At 51.1% G+C, this 22,079-nt stretch carries 12 protein-coding genes; 7 read left to right on the plus strand and 5 right to left on the minus strand.

Going from position 1 to position 22,079, the window contains the following annotated elements; all coding sequences use genetic code 11:
* Positions 1-39 precede the first annotated feature (39 nt).
* From K2G41_RS07940 to K2G41_RS07960, 5 genes are all read right to left on the minus strand, one after another.
* Entirely contained in the window at positions 40-3,504 is a 3,465-nt protein-coding gene (locus K2G41_RS07940; RefSeq protein ID WP_300117082.1) for a hypothetical protein, read from the minus strand.
* A 191-nt stretch (positions 3,505-3,695) separates the two neighbouring features.
* Positions 3,696-4,676, minus strand: coding sequence for a hypothetical protein (locus tag K2G41_RS07945; RefSeq protein ID WP_300117084.1), 981 nt, complete (start codon positions 4,674-4,676; stop codon positions 3,696-3,698).
* A 104-nt stretch (positions 4,677-4,780) separates the two neighbouring features.
* The gene (locus K2G41_RS07950) at positions 4,781-6,877 is read right to left on the minus strand and encodes a RagB/SusD family nutrient uptake outer membrane protein (RefSeq protein WP_300117085.1); all 2,097 of its coding nucleotides are present in this window, start codon (positions 6,875-6,877) and stop codon (positions 4,781-4,783) included.
* A gap of 27 nt (positions 6,878-6,904) precedes the next feature.
* Positions 6,905-10,153: a TonB-dependent receptor gene (locus tag K2G41_RS07955; protein WP_300117086.1), complete on the minus strand. Its 3,249-nt coding sequence runs from the start codon at positions 10,151-10,153 to the stop codon at positions 6,905-6,907.
* Between the two features lie 346 nt (positions 10,154-10,499).
* On the minus strand, positions 10,500-11,033 hold the full coding sequence (locus K2G41_RS07960) for a sigma-70 family RNA polymerase sigma factor (RefSeq protein WP_300117087.1): 534 nt from the start codon (positions 11,031-11,033) through the stop codon (positions 10,500-10,502).
* A gap of 317 nt (positions 11,034-11,350) precedes the next feature.
* Between K2G41_RS07960 and K2G41_RS07965 the strand changes: the two genes are divergently transcribed.
* The 7 genes from K2G41_RS07965 (at position 11,351) to K2G41_RS07995 (ending at position 21,943) form a co-directional block, all read left to right on the plus strand.
* Positions 11,351-12,505: a FecR family protein gene (locus K2G41_RS07965; RefSeq protein WP_300117089.1), complete on the plus strand. Its 1,155-nt coding sequence runs from the start codon at positions 11,351-11,353 to the stop codon at positions 12,503-12,505.
* A 96-nt stretch (positions 12,506-12,601) separates the two neighbouring features.
* Positions 12,602-16,162, plus strand: coding sequence for a SusC/RagA family TonB-linked outer membrane protein (locus K2G41_RS07970; protein ID WP_300117090.1), 3,561 nt, complete (start codon positions 12,602-12,604; stop codon positions 16,160-16,162).
* A gap of 10 nt (positions 16,163-16,172) precedes the next feature.
* Entirely contained in the window at positions 16,173-17,813 is a 1,641-nt protein-coding gene (locus tag K2G41_RS07975) for a RagB/SusD family nutrient uptake outer membrane protein (protein ID WP_300117091.1), read from the plus strand.
* A gap of 49 nt (positions 17,814-17,862) precedes the next feature.
* Positions 17,863-18,792: a hypothetical protein gene (locus K2G41_RS07980; RefSeq protein ID WP_300117092.1), complete on the plus strand. Its 930-nt coding sequence runs from the start codon at positions 17,863-17,865 to the stop codon at positions 18,790-18,792.
* Positions 18,793-18,794: 2 nt separating this feature from the next.
* On the plus strand, positions 18,795-19,499 hold the full coding sequence (locus K2G41_RS07985; RefSeq protein ID WP_300117094.1) for a fibrobacter succinogenes major paralogous domain-containing protein: 705 nt from the start codon (positions 18,795-18,797) through the stop codon (positions 19,497-19,499).
* 35 nt (positions 19,500-19,534) lie between these two features.
* Entirely contained in the window at positions 19,535-20,725 is a 1,191-nt protein-coding gene (locus K2G41_RS07990) for a TlpA disulfide reductase family protein (protein ID WP_300117095.1), read from the plus strand.
* Between the two features lie 51 nt (positions 20,726-20,776).
* Entirely contained in the window at positions 20,777-21,943 is a 1,167-nt protein-coding gene (locus K2G41_RS07995) for a TlpA disulfide reductase family protein (protein ID WP_300117098.1), read from the plus strand.
* The last annotated feature ends 136 nt before the right edge of the window (positions 21,944-22,079 follow it).

Raw genomic sequence — 22,079 nt, forward strand, 5'->3', positions numbered from 1 at the left:
ATTAAATGTCGGATTTGAAAGGTCAGAGCCTCACTCGTGTCACTTCACGATGACTTTTTCGGTCTTGCCTCCCTGACGGCGGATATAGAGACCGGGAGCGGGGTTATCGACACGGATTCCCTGAAGATTGAAATACTCGACGGGAGCATTCTCATCGACAACGATGTCAGAGATACCGCTGAAATCCTCGCCGAAGAAGCCTGTGGCATCCGAGATACGCATAGCCTTGACGGTTACTGCACCGGTGACGGACGCAGGGGTAATCTTGACGAAACGTGATGCGGGATTGAGATCAAACTCGCCGCTGAAAGGCAGATCCTTCTCGGTGAGGACACGGATAGTGCGCCATGTGGGTGCGACGTCGGCATTGCGGGTCTCCTGAACCTTCAGGCGGACTGTAGTGCCTTCGGCAGCCTCGACTTCGAGATGGAGCTGCTTGGCCTCAGCACCGAAGTAGGCCATGACCTTATCGCTGCTCGATGCTGAACGGAAAGTGACATGGTCAGCGGTGATCTCACCGGCATTGTCGCCACCGGCAACCTGACACCAGTGGGGATAGTCGTTCTGCTGAGTCTGGACGAGTGAACCTACGGTCTCGAAGGGTGCGGTCTCGTTGAATGGTGCGAAGTTGATCGGGAGGTTCTTTGCAGCCTTGCCCCAGTGGGTCTCACCGTCAGCCTTCTCGCGGGGGAAGTCACCGGTGTTGATGCGGATGTCGCCGACAAACGACTTATCACCGCTGACGTTGGTAAGGACACCGGCGGGGAACTTGACAGTGTAGGCCGAGTTGGCGTCGAGAGCCTCATAAGCGATATTGAGTTTGGTACCGCTCGTGCCGACAGTGATGGTCTCATACTGATGTACACCTTCGATCACTGCATCGCCCTGATACTTCACTTCCTGATTGAATGTAAGCGAAATCGAGCCGTCGGTGTATTCAACGTCGTTTTCAAGACTTCCGGCGGTCAGTTCGAGTGCCTCCTCACCTTCGGGGGCGATATAACGCTCGATCAGGATATCGTTGACGTCGATTTTCTTGCCGTTGGATTCAAGGCGGAACTGCACCTCACCGGCATTAGCATAGGTGTAGGTGAACTTGAAGATTCTCTTCTTAGCACCGAGCACGAGATCCTGCGAGGTCTCCGATCCGCCGGCAATGGTGTAGAGCTTAACGGTCTGCTGCGATGTCGAGGGGTTGCCGAGGTAATAGGTGACGACACATGGACCCTGAACGGCGGGAGTGGTGACGTATTCGCTACCGTTGATGAACTGGATACAGTTGGCAGTCGCGCCCTTGTCGTCATCGCTTGCAGGACCATAATCCTTAGAGCCGTCCTCGGAGAAGCATCCGGGCATTGCCACAATGCGGCTTGCGGTCTCGCCGACACCTATTACCATCCCGTTGAAGGTCATTGAAGAATTCTTTGAGCCTTTCTTGAAGATATCGGTATTGCCGGTGAGCGAACCGTATTTCTCGGCATACTCTGCGGGGGTTGTGGTGAAGTCAGTGTAGAACAGCACACCTCCGGCAGTGGTCGAGAAACTCCAGAGATCACCCTGAGTAGTGCCGAGGGTGTTAGTGGCATCCACACGCCAGTAGTATGTCTTGCCTGCTGCGACTGCTGCTGTAGCGTCCCATTCGGTTTTGGTCAGTCCGGTAGCAACGGATGCAAGTTCATCACGGTTCTCGCCGAGCATCACGGTGTAGGTGACATCGCCGCCGTAGGTGTTGACGTTGTTTTCCCAAGTGAGTTTAAGGCCGTTGGCGACACCCTCCTTCGCACCGTCGGCAGGGAAAGGATTGACAGAGGCTTTGGGAGCGGAGGGATCACCGATAGTCGTAAACTCAAGGGTGTCGGTATAGTCCGAGTAGAGACCCTTGCCGTCAGTGGCACGCAGACGTACCCAGTATTTTGTCTCAGGGGTGAGTCCGGTCAACTCAAATGACGAAGCTCCGGCTGCGGGGGTAGCAGCCTCGGTAAAGTTCGTGCCGTCGGTCGAAAGCTCGACAACGAAACCGTTTTCGGTGTTCTTGTTGACGTCCCAAGAGAGTACGACAGCAGTCTTGGAAGGCTCACCGGTTGCAAACTTGACGGGCTTCTTGATGTAGGGGTATGCCTCGGTGATTGAGTTGGCATAAACCTCGATCCAAGTATAGCCGGTAGCGGGATCGATAGCCACGGCATCCGAAGCGTCGTTGGGATTGAGACCATTGGCCTTTTCCCACTCGTCGGGGATGGCATCGCCGTCAGAGTCAAGGGGCTTCACGCCTCCGGAAAGCACACCCGTGCCCTTATGCGGAAGCTGCGATTCACTGGTGATACCGTTCTTTGTTCCTGCAGTGCCGTAGGAAGCGATTTCATCAATAATGTACTGATCAACTTCATCACGCACGGGAAGCACAGGACCGACACTCGTGAGCATCCATTTGTAAGCATCTTCAGCCGACAATACATTGCTGATAGGTGAAATAAGCTGGATCTGTTCGGTAGCGGTCTTGTTGTACTCGGTAATGTCAGCATTTAGAGCTTCGAGCGAACTGAAATAAGTGGAGTAAGGAGCTGTGCCGTTCTGCGCGCCACGCATCTCATCCTCAGTCATAAGGTGACCGTTGAGTTCACCGTCCTTATTGGCATCGTAATAGTTGCCCGCTCCATAGTAACGGAAGCTCTTGATACCGCGCACAAAGGGATCTGTCGAACTGTTCCACGGACCTTTCACGAAATAGTTATTTTCGATGTCGGCCCACGAGTCGCCCTCGGAATCACTCATGATGTAGCAACCGCCTTCGCCCCAGTTATAGACGACGTTGTTGACATACTGGTTGAGACCCTTGACCTTTGGATTACGGGTCTTATTCTCGACATATAGATTACGGTAGAGGGTCACACCTCCGATGGTCTGAATCAGACCGCCGCATGAGTGAGACTGGAGTCCCTGACCGATAATTGAATTCTGAATGGTAATGTTTGCCGGACGAGTGTTCTTATTGTCCCAGCTGACGGAGAAATTTTCGTCACGTCCCCAAAGAACGGAGAGATGGTCAAAAATCATGTCGGTTCCGTTGGCCACTCCGCAGGCATCCGCACCGCTCGTGCCTTTGATACCCATACGGAAACGCATGTTGCGTACAATCAGCTGAGAAGCGTTGGAGAAGCTGATGCGGTCACCATAGACCTGCACACCTTCGCCGGGGGCAGTCTGTCCGAGCACCGTATTTTTGCCCTTGAAAACGAGGGCAGATTTAAGATTGATGACTCCGGAGACATCAAAAACAATGATGCGGCCTTCCTTGCTGACAGCGTCGCGGAATGAACCCGCTCCTGCGTCATTAAGATTGGTCACATGATAGATTTCGGGAGCTGTGACAGCACGTGCGCCCTTAGTGTACCGTCCAAAACCTTCAGCTCCGGGGAAAGCGAGGAGATCACCGTCGGCTGCATGTAATCCAAGACTCATGCCAAGGAGTCCGCAAGTGACGGCGAGATTGTTGAATAGTTTCATGATATAATTGGTTAATTTAATGTAGAAGTTGGAAAAAAGACATAAGGTGAGCGACTGATGCACAAACCTTATGTCTTTCTTTCAGTTTTTTCAACGGTCCGGGATCATTTATCTGTCGAATGATCCTTTCCTGCTTCGGAAGGGCACATCGAAATGTGTCCCTTACAAAGCCACCGTTTTATCGGGAGCGATTAACGCTGGATGTACTTCTTACCGTTCTTGATAACGAGACCCTTGTAGTTCTCGTCAACCTGAATACCCATTACGTTGTAGATGGGAGCGTTTTCGTTAGCTTCGTCAACGATGATATCTTCGATAGCAGAAGTTGCAGGTTCACCTTCGATGCGGACATACATGAGGTTGAGCTGGGCACCGTCAGCACCTACGCGGACAGCAAGATTCTTGCCGGTTGCGTCAAAAGTGACGGGGTCAAGTTTGTAGTAACGCTTGGTGACAGGATCATTCTTTTCGATATGTACGGTCTGTTCTTCGTCTGCAACACCGTCGAATACGGGGGTTACGGCTACTTTAAGCACATTGTCGGGGTTAGCAGTACCGCCAAGGTTACAGCCGGCCCATACGGTCACTGTTACCTTGCCTGTAACGGCGGGATACTGGATGTAAGTGTCCTGACGGGAAACGACACCATCAGTACCAAGACGGGTAAACTGAACACCGTTCTTGGTAGCTACCCAATCAGATTCAACTGCTGCATTATAGTCTGCATCAGCCCAAGCATCCTCAGTACCCCAGCCGGGCATGAAGATTGTACGGGTTACACCCTTTGAACCCCAAGAAAGGAAGGGATATTTGTAATTCTCTTCGGGCATTACCTCAACATCCGCAACATCGCCACCGGGCTGGGCACTGGCTGAGAGTTTGTAGATCTGACCGTCAAGGAAAGAAATGGCAAGACCGGTTTCTACCACACCGACTGTTTCTCCTTCAGGAACAGTAAGAACCTTGAGTCCGTAGGTTTCTGGCAATGCTACACCATATTGGTTAACTAAGTTATAGTTACCGGGGTAATAGAAGGGGCTTTCTGCATTAGCGAGTTCATTTAAGAAGGGGAACTGCGCATTGGGAGTTTCACTTCTGAAGCTGTAATCAAAAACTTCAGCGTTAGCTGCAAAAGCCGTAAGAGCGGCTGCAAAAAGTAATGTTTTCTTCATAAGAGAATGTTTTAGTAATAAAATTGGTTGATTAATTTACTTTTTATAATTCCCTATGCCAAAGAAAATCTAACTTAGAAACCTCTGGCATAGGGAGAATGATCTTAATGAACACCTGAATATCCGGGATATCCGGGGAGCTGGGTAAGGCGGGGATTGTCAACCAGCGGATGACCTGCTGCCTGATTTGCGAAGGGGCTCAATTCAGTTCTGTTGTGGACATAGCCGAAATATAGTCCGAAAGGTCCGTCGATCCAATCCGGATAATTATTCCTGTTTTCAGCGAAGCCGGTAGGTTTCTGAGCAATCGTATTACCGACAAGAAGCTGATTGTTCTCACCACCCATACGGAAGCCACCTGCTATACGGCCGTTTTTATTCCAAGTGTTATCCCATGAAAGGAACATGTTGGTGACATACCAAGAAGCAGTAGCATCTTTACCATGAGCGGCAGCAATTTCCTTAAGCTGCGCATTGAAGTTGTCTTTGTTAGTTCCCGTTGTGGGAATGCTTGATCTGCCAACGATTGCAATTTCATCAGGGTCAGTGATGTCGATGTAATCAAGCCCGAGGAAGGTTGTGCCATATTTGTTCTCATCCTTTTCAAACTTGTAGAGACGATACACGGCAACGTCCGCATAATCACCCTCGCGCTTGGACAGATCCTTGAGAGCTTGCTGAGCCTTACCTACCTCGCGTTCGAGAAGGTTCATGCGCACGAGGTCTGTGCGGAGAAGGAATTCGTCGGAGAGCTCCCACATACGCTCCTGCAGGAGCGCGTCCTGAAATGCATCTTGGCCTGACGGAATGGACATAGAGCCGATTCCGGCACGGTCACGCACCTGCTGGAGAGCAGAGATCGCAGCTGCTGTCGGGCCGTTGTTGAGATAGTTCTGAGTTTCAGCATACATCAGGAGCACATCTGCGTAGCGTACCATAGGAATGTTTACATTACGCTGTGCGGCAGCACTCGGCTCAACCTGCCACTGGATACGGTATTTACCGGAGCAGATGGACGAGTAGGTTGTGCCTGCATTAGCGACCTCGGCATCAGTAGTGACACCGAGTGCACGAGGATTGTAAGCGCAGCAGGTCACATCGCGGCGGGTATCGTTCTCGTCATAGGAGAGGTAGAAAGTCGGGAGCTTGCACTGGAGAGCACGACGTGCCCCATAGATGGCATACTGGCTACCGCCGGGAGTTCCGACATAGACACCGAGGGTCGTGTTGCCGACATTCGTGCCGAGACGGGCTATTGACCACATCATTTCGGGTGCGACTTCACCGAAGTTACGCTGATCAAAATTGTAGAACAGACGTTGGAAACCCGACATTCCGTTGGCAGACTGGAGAAGATAGTTTTCGCCACTACCGATTACCGCAGCAAGGGCTTTATCGGCGATGGTATAAAGCTCACGGATACGTGCCTGATCCTCACGCTGTCCCATGTGGAGCGAAGCCTCGGAGTTGGTCTCAAGATCCCAACGGAGCGAGTAACCGGCAGCGTGGAGGCATATACGGGCAAGAAGTCCGTAAGCACTGTTACGGTTGATACGCTCGGTGTAGCCACATTCGCTGAACCAAGGAAGATCCTCGATTGTCGCTGCCATCTCGTCTATGACAAAGTCATAAATTTTATCGCGGTCATAGCGTTTGGGATATAAAACGTCCTCTGATTCTATATCGAGCAATTCAAGAGGCTCTGTCACGAAAGGAACATCACCGAAAAGACGGATGAGGTTGAAGTAAAGGAAAGCGCGGAGAGCCACAGTCTCGCCGATGAGGGCTTTGATCTTGTCGGTCTGCTCCATACCGTTCAGACGGTGAATAGCTATGTTACACGCCTCAATCTTCTTGTATGACTCACTGTAAGTCGAGCCGAACACGTAAGGAGCGGTAGGATCGTAAGCATAATTGGAGATATAGTGCTTATTACCCTCAAAGGCATCTTCGGCGGCGATGGTTGTCATCTCACCGGTGTTTGCCTGACGATAAAACTCTTCATGTACAAGACCTCTGTAGATACCCTGCACGAACAAATCGGCATTGTTCTCGTTTTCAAAAGCGAATTCGACATCATCTTTGGTGTAGGATTTGAGGTCAAGAGTATCCTCACATGAAGTAAGGAGCATTGACCCGCTGCCCACGAGAGCCAAGGCCGCAACGAGATTGCGCACTGCGTTGAAATTATATTTTTTCATCTTTAAATTCATTTGTGTTGTAATCCGTTAGAACGAGAGATTTAAGCCGACAACATAGCTGCGTGAAGCGGGATATGCACGTGAGTCGAAACCGGGTGTACAGATCACGTCATCGTTGCTTGAGGACACATTAGGATCATAGCCTGAATAATGTGTGAACGTGTAGAGGTTGTTGGCGGTGAAGTAAAGACGAAGCTTGCTGATACGAGCCGCCTTCATCCACTTCTGCGGGAAAGTATAGCCGAGTGTCACCTGAGATATACGGAGGTAAGAGCCATCCTCCACAAAATAGGATGAGGGATAGATGATATTTGACGAGTTGCCTTCAGTCAATGACCAGAGGCGTGAGCTTTCGTTGGGGTTAAGTTCCTTGAGACGGGCAAGGGTCGTTGCCTCACGACCGGTTGCAGGATCAATGAGCACATAGTGGTTGGAACCGAACTTATCAAGAGTGTTCTGGAAGGGACCATAGGGGCTGAGGGACTGTGCAGTCGCATTATAGATGTCATTGCCAAGAGCAAAGTTCATGAAGATATTGGCATCGAAGCCCTTGAAGGTAAAGGAGTTTCCGAAACCGCCGATACAGGTCGGAGTACCGTTACCGATTTTTACAAGTTCCTTGGTGAACTGAGTTCCGTCCTCATTGTCAGCTGCAAACTTCATATCGCCCGGTTTTGCCTCTCCACCGAAAGGCTTCACAACTCCATCCTTGAGAGTGAACGAGCCGTCACCGTTGTCAATGAAGTCATCTGTAGTATAGATACCTATGTACTTATAACCGAACATATCGCCGAGACTCTGACCTACCATTGCATAATAAGTCACCTGACCGGACAGTGAGCTACCGGCATTGAAAGTCTTATAATCGAGACCGTTGTTGAGCTCTATGACCTTAGAACGGTTGAACGAGAGGTTGAGAGTAGTGCTCCAAGAGAAGTCCTTATTGGAAACATTAACGGTATTGAGTGAGAATTCCCAACCGCGGTTACGCATTTTACCGACATTCTGCATCTGCTTGTTATAACCGGTTGTTGAGGGAATGGTCGAGGACATGAGCATGTCGGAGATCTGGTTGTTGTACCAATCTACGCCAAGACTTATGCGACTGTTGAACATACCGAGGTCAATACCGATGTTGGTTGCGTGGAGCGTCTCCCACTTGAGGTTACGGTTACCAAGTTCGTTGGACAGGATTAACGACGGGTTCTGTTCGTTATTGTCCATCGGGTACGAACTGAGAGTCACAGCAGTAGTGTAGAGATTGTCGCTGATACCGTTGTTACCGGTGATACCGTAGCCTGCGCGGAACTTAAAGTTGTTGAACCATTCAGCAATTGAGTTCTCCTGCCAGAATTTTTCCTGCGATATACGCCAAGCACCCGATACCGAGGGGAAGTAGCCCCACTTGTTGCCACGTGCGAACTTAGAGCTGCCGTCGGCACGCATTGTCGCGGTAAGGATGTAGCGGTTATCATAGGTGTAGGATGCACGGCCAAAGAACGAAAGCATATTGCTGTGTGAATGGCCGGTTGATTTGCTTGATACTTCTGTAGTATTGATGTAGTCGAGACCGTGGTTCGGATTCGGGAATTTTTTCAGGCTGAGCGATACACTCTCGCTTTCACTGTAAGAGTATTCCTGACCGAGCATGACGGTGAGGTCATGTTTCTCGTTGAACGTATTCTGATAGGTAAGGGTATTTGCAATGTGCCAGTTGTAGCCCTCGGATGTACCGATTGAACCTGACATACCTGTATTGATCGGGTCGAGAAGATAGCCTGTACCCTCCGGTCCGGCAAATGATGTGGATTTACCCCAAGATGTCACATAATTGCCTGAAGTACGCCATGTGAAATTCTTGAGGAAATCAACTGTGATTCCGGCATTGAGTTCAAGACGGCGGGCACGATTCGTGCTCGTAGCCGCACGATTCTGAACGAGCTGGTTGGTAGCGGAGTAGAGTGAAGTCATGCTTCGGTACACTCCGAGAGTCTGGGTGTTAAGCAGCTCATCCTGAGAGAGCATGGTACCGCCGTTGATCGGATACTTCACAAGGTCGTCAAGACCATCGAACTTACCGCCACCGTGTGTTGAGGCTCCATAGAAGAACGATGAGAAATCAAGTTTCACACCCTTGAAAAGTTCAGAGTTGATTTTCGCACGGAGTGAGTTGCGGGCATAATCGTGATTGGCAAGAAGGCCATCGTTGTCGATGAAGTTGTATGAGATAAGATACTTGGTCTTCTCGTTACCACCTGAGATTGACAGGCTGTGGTTCTGAGTCACTGCACTTCCGCCGAAACCCTCTTCCTGCATGTCAAGGGCATAGTTAAGTGCGCCGTCTTTACCATACATCTGATTCATGCGATCATACACACCTGTGTAGAACGACGGATCGTTGGCATAATCGAAATCATTGTCATAGACCTGCGTGAAGAGACCGTAGTTGTTACGAAGGGCTATCAACTCATACTGGTAGTTGGCATAGTTGAGCGCATTGTCCATTACGTCGAGCTTCTTGGGGAGGACATCGAACGAAACGAAGCCGTTGTAGTCAATCTTGGTCTTACCGCTGCTTGCAGATTTTGTCGTGATCACGACAATACCGTTAGAACCACGCGCACCGTAGATCGCTGTTGATGATGCATCCTTGAGAACGTCGATAGTCTCGATGTCATTGATGTCAATGTTAGAGAGTGCGTCATCCATAGCAAAGCCATCGACAATATAGAGAGGCTTGGTGCTCTGTGTGATCGAAGCACCACCACGGACCGTAATATTGACTCCGGCACCGGGAGCACCGCTCTGCGACACAATATTTACACCGGCTGCCTTACCGGCAAGTGCCTGTGCCGCCGAGGTCACGGGGACTTTGGCGAGTTCGGAACCCGACACGGAGGAGACTGCACCGGTAAGGTCTTTTTTCTTCACCGTACCGTAACCGATGGCCACGACTTCGTCGAGCATTGTGGCGTTGGTCTCAAGAGTGACGTCGATACGGGTCTGACCCTTGACGGCGACATCCTTGTCATCATAGCCGATGTAGGAGAACTGGAGAGTAGCGTTGGACGGCACGGTAATGCTGTAGTTACCGTCAAGGTCGGTTGCGACACCGTGTTGAGTGCCTTTCTGCATGACAGTCGCACCCATAAGAGGCTCACCGGTATTGTCGATTACTGTACCGGTCACTGTGATGTTCTGGGCATAAACTGAAAGTGAGAAGGTCAAGGTCAGCAGCATTGCCAACCAGTAACGAGTTTTCTGACTTAAATTCATACACTCATGGTTTTTTTTAGATTTATCCTATATGTTATTATATTTGCCATGATGGATTGGCCGCCCTACCGGCCGCGATAATATACAATGTGATGTCCAAAAAGATTGATTAAAGCAATATAGGAGATGATAACCGGCGAGCCTATCGCACAATATCACACAAAAGTACGGATAATAATTACCCTCCACAAATAGTTAACAATCATTAACACATCCAATATACCAATAGTCAATTTTTAACCATAAACCATTATGGTTATCATTCATTCACATATAATCTATCCAATATCATCGCCACCCGACCATCATCAATACCGGTAAAAACAGAAGCCGGACAGGACACGGTTCAGACTGCCTTTGCCATTGTCGTGAGCAGGGCGGTAAGCGTCATGAAATCCGTATGGTCACCCATACTTTTACGTAGCATTTCGAGCAGACGGACCTTGCGTTTCTTCACGGTAATTTCCGCCACTCCGAGCGCAGCCGCTATCTCAGCGTTCTTTAATCCCTCTTCAAAGCTCATGCGCAGGAGTTCCTGATATTCCGGCGGAAGATTCCTTATGGCCGCATACAGATGGTCAAGTGTCTCATGCTCGATCAGCGCGCGGTTGGCATCAGCTTCGTGGAGCGGCGTCTCCCCTGAATCAGTATAGTTACGCATGGCCGAGAGTTTGCGCAGAGCCGACACGGCTTTGTTGCGGATACAGGCGAGAAGGTGGGCACGCCACTGTTCGGCCGTCTTGAACGTGTGACGCTTCTGGAAGGTGTCCAGCACGGCATCCTGCACGCAGTCATCGGCCATCCAATCCAGTTCCGAGCCTAAAAGCCGCGAGGCATACATCACCATTCCCGGAAAATAGCGGTCATAGAACGGTGCCATTTTTCCGGCAACAAACATTCGGAATATGTCGTCGGCCGTATGCAATTTTTCTGATATGGACTGGATGTGGGAGGACAAAATTACGAAATATGTTTATAAAACCTACAAAAATGCTTGCAAAATGTCAGTCAACCGCAAGTAGCGACAAGAAAAATTAAAAAAATCTGCCTTTCGGGATATACTTTTTGATACCTATTGCGAATATAGTATAAATCACATTTCGAAACCCATTTTAACCAAAATATAATAAAAACCGATCGGTCACCGGTCTTCTCTCCAAGATCCTTCACATCACATCCCACCTCTACCCCCACCCTATGCAGCGTGTAAGTCAACTTATATTAAAGAAAATGTCGGGCCGTCTCACTCCTGCCGAGGAGGCCGAGCTGCAGGCATGGCTTAACGATAGCGAGGCCAACCGCAGACTATACGGACGTCTCACCGACCCTGCAGTCCTGAAAGATACCTTCGATCTGTGGCGCATGGTTGATTCCTCGCGCCCCTGCCGCGACATGCAGAATCAGGTCAACCGTATGCTGTGGAGCAGCCGCATCCGCCGTTGGAGCGTGGCCGCCGCGGTAGTGCTCGCGGTGCTTGTGGCCGGTTCGATCATCGTCGGCCGGATGGACATGCGGGTCTCTGACTCGCCGATTGCCTCGCGCACGGAAATTCCGCAGAGCGTCGAGGATATCAAACACGGTGTGACCCGTGCGGTACTCTCGGATGAGGCCGGTCACAATGTGGTCCTGAACGCGACTGACACCGCCAAAGTGACCACCATATTGCTTGCAGGACATGAGACCGACAGCATCGGGCACGAACTCTGCCTCGATGTCCCCAGAGGCGGTGAGTTCAAGGTTCAGCTTGAGGACGGCACGGAAGTATGGCTCAATTCGGCTTCACGCCTCTACTACCCCAACGCGTTCGGCAACGATATGCGCCACATCCGCGTCGAGGGCGAGGCTTATCTCGCTGTGGCGACTGACAGCCTGCGCCCCTTCTACGTCGAGACCGACAATCAGATGATCCGTGTCTATGGCACTTCGTTCAACGTCCGCTGCTATCCTGAGGACCGCGAGATCTACACCACTCTTGAGAAAGGCAAGGTCTCAATCAGGCGTGCCGACGAAGTCGGAGGCGAACTTTTCCTAACACCGGGTCATCAGGCAGTCTTTGCTTCAACGGATTCAAAAGTAAGCGTGAGGGAGGTCAATACGGACGTTATCACATCGTGGCGCAACGGCCGTTTCGTTTTCGAGAACCAGACACTGCTGCGCATCATGCAGGATCTAAGCCGATGGTACGACTTCGAGTATGAATTTGCCGACAGCTCACTGGAGAATGAGGAATTCATGGGGAGCATCCCGCGCTATTCCGACTTCACGACCGCCATATCCATCCTTGAGAAATGTGGGGGCATACGCTTCAGTGTCGATGACGGAAAGGTGCGGATAACGCGTACCGACAACTGACAGAACCCTCCCAATACGCATCCACCCATCAGCATACCTTAATATATAATACCTATAAAATTATCCACAAGTATTTAACCAATCATTAAATATTAGATGAAACGCAGAATCCTTACCCTGTTGGTTGCTCTGATGTGTGTCCCCGTGACGCTCTTCGCCAGCAACTACGACCTGACTTTCAACGGTGATTCGCCGGAAGCCGCCTTCCAAATCATCAAGAAAGCCACCGGCTACGAGTTTGTCTATAACAAAGGCATTCTTAACGACATCGCCGGACGTTCCGTCACCGGTTCATACCATGACATGGACCTCAACGCCATCCTGACCCATGTGATCAACGAGCAGATGGGTCTCGGTTACGAGATTATCGACAAGTCGATCGTATTGTCGAAACAGCGTGCCGCCAAGACCAACGGCTCGCGTATCACCGGCCGTGTGGTCGATTCCAACGGCGAACCCCTCCCCGGAGCATCCGTATGGCTGAAGAAGTCACCCAAGGTGGCTGCCGCCACGGACATGGAGGGTAACTTTACGCTCCCTGCCGACGGACAGACCAACGTCCCCCTCGTGGTCTCATATATCGGCATGAAACGTAAGGACATCAACTGGAACGGAAAACCGCTCAAAATAACCCTTGAGGACGACGAGAATCAGCTCGACGACGTGGTGGTGACCGGTTATCAGGTCATCGACAAGCGTGCCTCCACCTCAGCCATCACCTCGATAAAGGCCGAGGACATCCTCCGCCCGGACGCACTCTCGATTGACCAGATGCTTGAAGGACAGGTGCCCGACCTCATGTATATGTCCAACTCAGGCGAATCCGCCGCAGCTCCCAAGATCCGTATCCGAGGCACATCTTCGATCATCGGTAACCGCGAGCCTCTCTGGGTGGTGGATGGTATCGTTGTCAAAGATCCTGTGCCCATCTCGCCCGACGAGCTTAATGACCCTGACTATATCAACCGTCTCGGTAACGCCATCTCAGGTCTTAATCCGCAGGACATCGAGCGTCTCGACGTGCTGAAGGACGCCTCCGCTACCGCACTCTACGGAACGAAGGCCGCCAACGGTGTCATCGTCATCACCACCAAGCGCGGTAAGGAAGGTGCACCGCAGATCCGCTACACCAACAATTTCACATGGAAACGCCGTCCGCGCTACACCGACAGCTCGGTCGATGTCCTCAACTCCAAGGAGCGCATCGCACTGTCGAAGCAGCTTTTCAATGATCACTATGTCTATGACAACAGTTACTCGCTTGTCGGTTTCGAATACTTGATAAGCGAACTCTACGCCGGACGCATCGACCAGAGCGAGTTTGACCGTCAGCTTGCATGGTTCGAGACAGAGAATACCGACTGGTTCAAGCTCCTCACCCACGACAGCTTCTCGCAGTCACACACCCTCACCCTCAGTGGCGGCGGCTCACGCAGCTCCTACTACGCTTCGCTCGGTTTCACCGACGATGATGACATTGTCAAAGGCACGACCAACAAGCGTTACAATGCCATGATCAACCTTGACGTAAACTTCGCCAAGTGGCTTACGGCTGCTTTCAGCCTCAAAGGCACTGTCAGCGACCGCAGCTATTATCAGAACGAGATCGCCCCGGTTCAGTATGCCTACCGTGCGAGCCGTGCAATCCCCGCCTACACCTCCGACGGACACTATTACTATTACAAACGCAGGGAGTATCAGGGAGTGGGCTACAACTTCAATGTCCTTAATGAGCTTGATCACAGCGGTGTAGATCAGAACGGCAATCAGCTGAGTTTCGATGCCAACTTCCGTTTCAACATCACCGACTGGCTCTCGGCCAACGCCATATTCTCCTACACCGCCTCCAACACTGCAGTCAACAGCCTCTGGGGTGCCGAGACATACCATGCGGCAAAACTCCGCCGCAGCGAATACGGCACACCCGCTGATGAGGATACACTGATGCCGCAAGGTGGTGAACTAACCCACACCTCCACTGATCTCCGCAGCTGGACCGCGCGTCTTCAGCTTGACTGGAACAAGTATTTCAACGATGACATCCACAACTTCAGCGGCGGTATCGGTTTCGAGGCCAACTCTGATAACTACAAGGGTTATTCCAACACCACCCGTGGTTATTTCCCTGAGCGAGGCATGAGCTTCGCCACAGGTATCGACATGACCAAATATCCCGTCTATGCCGCATGGCTGGCCGACAACGTGCCCACCCTTACTAACTCAAAAGAGAACATCCTTTCGGCCTACATCACCGCCAGCTACAACTGGAAACGTCTTATATTCATCAACGCCAACGCACGTGTCGATGGATCGAACAGCTTCGGTGACCGTGCCAACGACAAGCTTCTCCCGATCTGGTCTGTCTCTGGTTCGTTTGATGCCGCCCAGCTCGACTTCTTCAAGCAGCTCACATGGCTTGACTACTTCTCCATCAAGGGTAGCTACGGCTATCAGGGCAACATGCTCTCTGACCAGTCACCCGTCATGATCATACAGAAGGAAGCATACAATGAGTTCTACGGCGAGTACATGTCAACCGTTCGCCGCAATCCCAATCCCGATCTCCGCTGGGAAAAGACCACGAGCTACAACCTCGGTTTCGAATGGGGCTTCTTCAACCGCAAGCTTCAGCTTGATGCCTCTCTCTACTGGAAGCGCACAAAGGACGCATTCATGTCAAAGACCATCTCGACCGTCAACGGTTATGAGTCATACATCGTCAACGGTGGCGATATCGACAATGACGGTTACTCAATAGGCATCACCGTGCGCCCGATTGATCGCCGCGACTGGCAGTGGAGCATCTCGACAAACTTCTCGCGTGCCATCAACCGCATCAAGAGTCTCCCCGCAGGCGAATCCTACGAGCTTGAGGACTTCCTCAACGGCAATGCCATCATCAAGGGACAGTCGGTCGGAACATTCTATTCCTACAAATTCCTCGGTCTCAGCCCCGTGGATGGCGGTCCGATGTTCGATGACTGGTTTGACCACACCGAGGACCTGAAAGGTCTCAGCAAGTATGACACCTACACATCCGTGCTCACCGCGACCGGTTCGCGTGAACCCATCATGTCAGGCAACCTCTCGACCATGCTCCGCTGGAAAAATCTCCGCCTCAACGCCAATTTCACTTACAGCCTCGGTGCCAACACCCGTCTGTTCGGTATGTATGGTGCAGGCGTAGGCAGCGACGGTGTATTTGCCAAGAGCGGTGAGATCAAGTCGGAAAACAACCTCAGCCGTGACTACCTCGACCGCTGGCTCAAGCCCGGCGACGAGAAGCACACCAATATTCCTGCCATCATCGCTGAAAACCATCCGAGTTATTACAAGTATCTCAACCACTGGTCCGACAATATGGATGAGGTGAACACCATCGCAGAATCATACTGGGATATGTATGACTACTCGGATCTCCGTGTCGTGAGTGCCGACTACCTCAAACTATCGACCCTCAGCCTTTCCTACGATTTCCCGAAGGAACTCCTCAGACCATGGGGCTGCAAGCGTCTTGAACTGACTGCAACCGGAACAAACCTTTTCACCATCTGTGACTCCAAGCTCAAAGGTCAGACTCCGACACAGGGAGGTTTCACCAACATTCAGCTCTCTGACCGTCCCGGTTTCTCATTTGGTCTTAACGTAACTTTCTAACCTATTAATCATGAACGCAATAAAGAAAACCATATACGGTGTGGGTCTGATGCTCTGTGGTGTCAGCCTCACCTCCTGTGATTCCTTCCTTGAAGAGTACTCGCAGGATCTTGCCAAGGTCACCGGCTGGGAAGACCTTGATGAAGTCCTCCTCGGCGACGCTTACATCAAGACCTGCCGTATCGTAAGCGCGAATTACAGTGTCGGTACCGAGAACCGTGACTCGGATTTCGATTTCCTCCACTACATGACCGACGAGATCACCATGACGGAATATACCGGTAATGACCTCCTCTATTACGACTACACCGTTTTCCCTTTCTACACATGGCAGCAGGACACGGGTACTGACTACAATCTCCGTTATTCCGGCGGTGACGCACAGTACTGGAACACCCTTTACTCCCGCATCAACGTCTGCAATATGGTCATCTCACTCATTGACGAGCAGCCCGCTCCCACTGAGATCGATGAGCAGGCCAAACGTCGTGTGAAAGGTGAGGCTTATTTCCTCCGTGGTCTCTATTACTTCATGCTTGCCAACCTCTACTGCGAGCCCTACGCTCCATCGACCGCATCATCGACCGTAGGTCTCCCGATGAAATACTCCGAGGTGGTCGAGGATAAGGAATATACCAGAGAGAATCTTGAGGTGACTTACGAAAACATTATCTCGGATCTCCGGAACGCCGAAGAATATCTTGAAGGCACGACACCTAAATCGCTTTACCGCGCCGGACTCCCTACGGCCAAGCTGCTTCTGAGCCGCGTCTATCTCTATATGCAGGACTGGTCAAATGCCGTGAAGAAAGCCCGCGAAGTGCTCGACATCAACAGCCGCCTGCTTTCCCTCAGCAGTAAAACTCCCGGCGATGCCTGCCTCGACGCATCGTCACCTGAAGTATTGTTCTCCATGGGTGACTACATGGTAGCTTCATTATTCAGCGACGAACGCAGAAACATGGCAAAATGGCGCGTCTCGGATGAGATGGTAGCCCTTTATTCGTCTGATGACCTGCGTAAGAACCGTTACATAGGCAATTCGCAGTTCAATCGTCCGAATGCATTCCGCAAATTCAACGGACAGTCCGAGGCATGGGGACCGATCAACACTGTCGGCAGCGTGTTCACCTTCCGTACCTCCGAAGCTTACCTTACGCTCGCCGAAGCCTCAGCCTATAGCGGCGATGAGACCACCGCACGCACCACCCTTGAAAAGTTTCTCGCTACGAGGATGAGCGGAAAAGTATCCGTGGATGAATCAGGCAACGATCTTATCGATTTTATCCGTGACGAACGCGCACGTGAATTTCTTATCGAAGGCCACCGTTGGTTTGACCTCCGCCGCTACACAGTCTGCCAGCCATATCCGTGGAGCAAGGTCATCGAACACGGGTACTATTACATAACCCGAAAAGATTATGATGATGTGATTGACCGCATAGACTGGTATCGTCTTGAAAAGAACGATGGTGCTTACACGCTTCCTCTGCCACGCGACATCCGCAATTTCCAAGTCTCCTTGGGCAACGCCAGCCGTCCGTCACGCAGCCCCTATCTCTCCACCAAGCCGGAGGGTGACGGCGGTGATGACTGGGATGATGATGACGACTGGTGGGACGATGATTGGGATGATGACGACGACTGGTGATCAGCATTATCCGTAAAGTTTTTTATAAATAATTTTTCAAGCAACGACAATGAAACCCATAAATAAATTCATGGCAGGTCTCCTGACCATCATCTCACCGGTGCTCTGCGCCTGTTCCGACGATGAGAATCTGACTCCCGGTCCCGCCTTTCCCAATTATTTCGAAGTAGATGCTTCCGACAACAGTCCGGAAGCACAGCTGCGCCGCGGATTCAAGGAGCGCACCGGAATCTATCTCCTTTTTAACGATCATCTTGCCACTTATACTGATGCCTACGGTATGATCAAGGAAGAAACAATTGATTTCGATTGGAATCTTACTTCGGATATGGAGCAACATTATCGCTTCTCATATCTTGAGGATCAGACTGACAAGGAGAACGTCACCGCAATGATCGAAAAATATTTCTTGCCCTACATTAACGTGGAGGGAGGAAAATTCAAACCATATTCTATACTTATCCCTGCGACTATTGAGATTGACAAGTACAATGATGATGACTGGAGATCAAAGGATTTCCTGAGCTGCTGGCGTTGTTTCGCCATAAATGCTGCCAAATGGATGGACATTGATGCCGAGGATGCCCGCTCGCTGAGCCGCTCGCTCGTACGCAGTATCGTCGATGATAATCTTAGCGACTCTGATCCGGCTCTTGACGACTTCTATGCCGTCAGTCAGGAATACTACGACTCCTATCCTGCCGAGGCTTTCCCCGGATGGATGGACTATCAGGACGAAACCCTCGTCTATGAAGTCGGCTTCCTCAGGTATTACCCGGATTACTACGGCGACCCCGACTATGACTCCTTTCCGTATAAGTCCTCCGACTTCCGTCTCTTCAAGGATGCAATCTTCAACGAGGATGAGGCCGAATTCCGCGAGAAATGGGCCGATTATCCCAAAATTATTGAAAAGTATGAAATCCTCAAGAAAATTATCGAGGATCTTGGTCTCAACCTTAACGACGTAACAGAATGAATATGAAGAAACTTATATATGCTGCCGTAGCTCTTTCGGCTTTCGCTTTCAGCTCCTGCTGCGATGACGATAAACTTCCTGACATAAAGCCTGCCGACCGTGGCACCGTCACCGACGATCTCGGCAACGTCTATGAATGGGTCCGTATCGGGGATCAGATGTGGACCACCTCCAATGCCAAGAACGGCTCGGATCTGGCCGATGCGGAGTACTATGACAATTACAGCTGGACCTATGTCCTTGATGACAGTCAGGTCGATGAGTATCAGGAGGAGTATATGCCAATCTATGGTAATCTCATGACCTATGATGATGCGATGAATTCCGCACCCGAAGGCTGGCGTCTCCCGTCCGATGAGGATTGGCAGAAACTTGAACGCACTCTCGGCATGTCTGATCCGGATCGTAAGGGATTCCGTGGCGAAGGTGTCGCCTACGCAATGCAGGCCACCGACTCCGGTTGTGAGCTCGGCTTGAATCTTGGAGGCAGCGTAGTGCCTGTGCAGACTTACGGCTGGATCTCTATGGACTGGGAGTGGGTCGGTGAGTATGGCTACTACTGGACCTCGACCATCGAACCTTCCTATGAGGCCGAACAGACATTCGTATATTACCGTCGTCTGACAGCCAACATAGGGACCGTCTCGCGCGAATGTATGTCCTCTGATTGCTATCTGTCTGTGCGTTGGGTCAAGGATGTGGAATAAACAGCTATGCCAAATCTTTTTACCAAATATTTTCCATGCTGAAACACTTTTTTTCACTTTCATTGACAGGGCTTATTGCCCTGTCAATGACCGTTCCGTCAAAGGCTGCATCAGAATTCTCGCTCAAAGGATCACTCGCAGGACTGCCCGACAGTACGCGTGTGGCTCTTATTGATGTGGAAGACCCCAACGGCAAGCGTCAGGTCATTGCCGAGACAATCATCACAGGTACGGATTTTGAACTTAAAGGCGACCTGAAATCACCGCGTATGTGCGAGCTTGCCTTCCAGCGTTATTCGCCTAAACGCGAAGGTTATGTCACCATCCTCTCGACACGTGTCATGCCCGAACCAGCAGAAATGACCTTCTCGACCGAGCTTACCTTCGACTCATTGTGCAACTCGCGCGGAGTGGATGGCCTTGTCAAGGTCACAGGTTCGAAGGCCCACGATGAATTCTGCGAGTACTTCGCTCAGGTCTATCCCGCCGAAAGGAAAGAAAGCGATGCGTCATATCTCTCGGCTAAAAAATACTTTGAGACCAACGACAACAAGGATACAATGGCCGTCTATAATGCCCGCAAGAACGAGGCCATTGCCGAACTGATCGCGGCCAAGCGCAGATTTATTGCAGCCAATCCCTCCTATAATATTTCAGGCTACCTCACACAGAAGGAACTTGAAAAACTCTTTGCCTATACAGCCGACGAGATCGACGCTATGGTCGATCTGGTGAAAGTCTGTCCCGACACCGCACGCGTAGCCATCGTCAACCGCCGCAAGAACCACGCCATGCGCTATGCCCTCAACCGTCAGTGTCCTGATTTCGAGGTAACCCATGCCGACGGCAAGGTGGAACAGTTCTCATCGCTCATCAACCCCGGTAAATACACCTTCATTGACTTCTGGGCTTCTTGGTGTGGCCCCTGCCGTTCGGCAATCCCACATGTGCGCGAACTCCACAACAAATATGCCGGCAAGCTCGATGTATATAGCATCTCTGTTGATGAAAGCGAGAAACCATGGCGCAATGCCATGGAAAAAGAGCAGATGGAATGGGCACAGCTCCGTCTCGACGGCGAAAAGCAGATGGATGAAGGAGCGCGAGCCTTCTTCATCACCACCATTCCCCGTCTGATCCTGCTTGATGACAAAGGACAGGTGATATGCTCGACTAACAGACCCGACGAGGTAACGGCCTGCCTTGCAAAACATCTCGGCGAGTAATCCATCATCTGATCCAATCACAAATTAATCCATATCTTCACTCATCCAGAAATGAAAAAGACTTTAATATCATCGATTCTCATACTCCCTGCTGTCATGACCTGCGCTGCAGCCGGTGGCTTCACGCTCACGGGCAATATTCCCGGCCTGAAGGCGGGCACAAAAGTAGAGCTCGTCAGCCGCGAATCGGGTCGTGGCGGCACACTGGCCGAAACGACGGCTACTGACGGTGCATTCGTCCTAACAGGTGAAGTCCCCTCGCCTACCATCAGCGAAATCCGCATCTCCAATCCTAAGCCAGAGTCAATCGACAAGGGTGTCAGCATAATGGTCGAGAATGTTCCGATGACCATCTCTGCCGCGCATATCGACAGCATACCCCCCACCTTCTATTTCGGTTCTCACGAGCTGAAACGCGAGAAGAACGTCACCGTCACCGGCGGGCAGGCTCAGAAAGAATATGCCGAGTACAAGGCCGCAATGCTACCTTCGAGCATAGCCGCACGCGATGCTCACTACAATCTCTATTATGACGAGGATGATAATAAAAGCGAGGAGGAACAGAAACGACTGAAAGATGCCTACAACAAGGCCGGAAGAGTCGAGAATGAAGCCCGTAAGGCTTTCATTACCGCTCATCCCACCTACAGCATCTCCGGCGCGTATCTTCTCAATGATCTCTCCACACCCTTCCTCTTCACTGCAGCTGAACTCGACGCAATGGCTTCCGCAGTCAGCGGGATGACCGACACCGCACGTCTCGCACAGGTCAACAAGGCTATCGAAAACAGCCGTAATTTCCTCCGCGAAAGCAAATTTACGGACTTCGCAGTCCTTGACACCCTCGGAAAGGAGCGTCACATCTCTGAATTTGCTGACGGAAAGAAGTATGTAATCATCGACTTCTGGGCCTCGTGGTGCGGCCCGTGCCGTGCGGCCATTCCTCACGTGCGCGAACTGCATAAGAAGTATTCCGACAAGGTAGAGATCCTTTCCGTGTCGCTTGACAGTGCCGAGAATCCTTGGCGTAAGGCCATGGAGCAGGAAAAGATGGAGTGGACTCAGCTGTGGGCCGACAAGTCACGTGTCGAAGCCGTCACGAATCCCTATCAGATCCGTGGCATTCCGTTCATGCTACTTATTGATCCCGAAGGACGCATCATCCATGCCGGATTCAATCCTGACGAACTTACCGTCGCTCTCGAAAAATCCCTCTGATCCATCCACCACAATAATTCCCTGCACCGGGTGAAAAACCCACATCATAATCCTATCCCCCATTTAATACTGAATTACGTCCGCTTTAACACCTAAATAATATCTTAATTTCCAACCAATTGCAGGGGCTCAGCGT

Origin of the sequence: Duncaniella sp. (assembly GCF_029056165.1) — a bacterium.
Taxonomy (GTDB): domain Bacteria; phylum Bacteroidota; class Bacteroidia; order Bacteroidales; family Muribaculaceae; genus Duncaniella.

Bases quoted from the DNA above. Each gene is read 5' to 3' on its own strand.
- K2G41_RS07940 (WP_300117082.1), bottom strand. From the start codon at position 3,504: ATGAAACTATTCAACAATCTCGCCGTCACTTGCGGACTCCTTGGCATG.
- K2G41_RS07945 (WP_300117084.1), bottom strand. From the start codon at position 4,676: ATGAAGAAAACATTACTTTTTGCAGCCGCTCTTACGGCTTTTGCAGCT.
- K2G41_RS07950 (WP_300117085.1), bottom strand. From the start codon at position 6,877: ATGAAAAAATATAATTTCAACGCAGTGCGCAATCTCGTTGCGGCCTTG.
- K2G41_RS07955 (WP_300117086.1), bottom strand. From the start codon at position 10,153: ATGAATTTAAGTCAGAAAACTCGTTACTGGTTGGCAATGCTGCTGACC.
- K2G41_RS07960 (WP_300117087.1), bottom strand. From the start codon at position 11,033: ATGGCACCGTTCTATGACCGCTATTTTCCGGGAATGGTGATGTATGCC.
- K2G41_RS07965 (WP_300117089.1), top strand. From the start codon at position 11,351: ATGCAGCGTGTAAGTCAACTTATATTAAAGAAAATGTCGGGCCGTCTC.
- K2G41_RS07970 (WP_300117090.1), top strand. From the start codon at position 12,602: ATGAAACGCAGAATCCTTACCCTGTTGGTTGCTCTGATGTGTGTCCCC.
- K2G41_RS07975 (WP_300117091.1), top strand. From the start codon at position 16,173: ATGAACGCAATAAAGAAAACCATATACGGTGTGGGTCTGATGCTCTGT.
- K2G41_RS07980 (WP_300117092.1), top strand. From the start codon at position 17,863: ATGAAACCCATAAATAAATTCATGGCAGGTCTCCTGACCATCATCTCA.
- K2G41_RS07985 (WP_300117094.1), top strand. From the start codon at position 18,795: ATGAAGAAACTTATATATGCTGCCGTAGCTCTTTCGGCTTTCGCTTTC.
- K2G41_RS07990 (WP_300117095.1), top strand. From the start codon at position 19,535: ATGCTGAAACACTTTTTTTCACTTTCATTGACAGGGCTTATTGCCCTG.
- K2G41_RS07995 (WP_300117098.1), top strand. From the start codon at position 20,777: ATGAAAAAGACTTTAATATCATCGATTCTCATACTCCCTGCTGTCATG.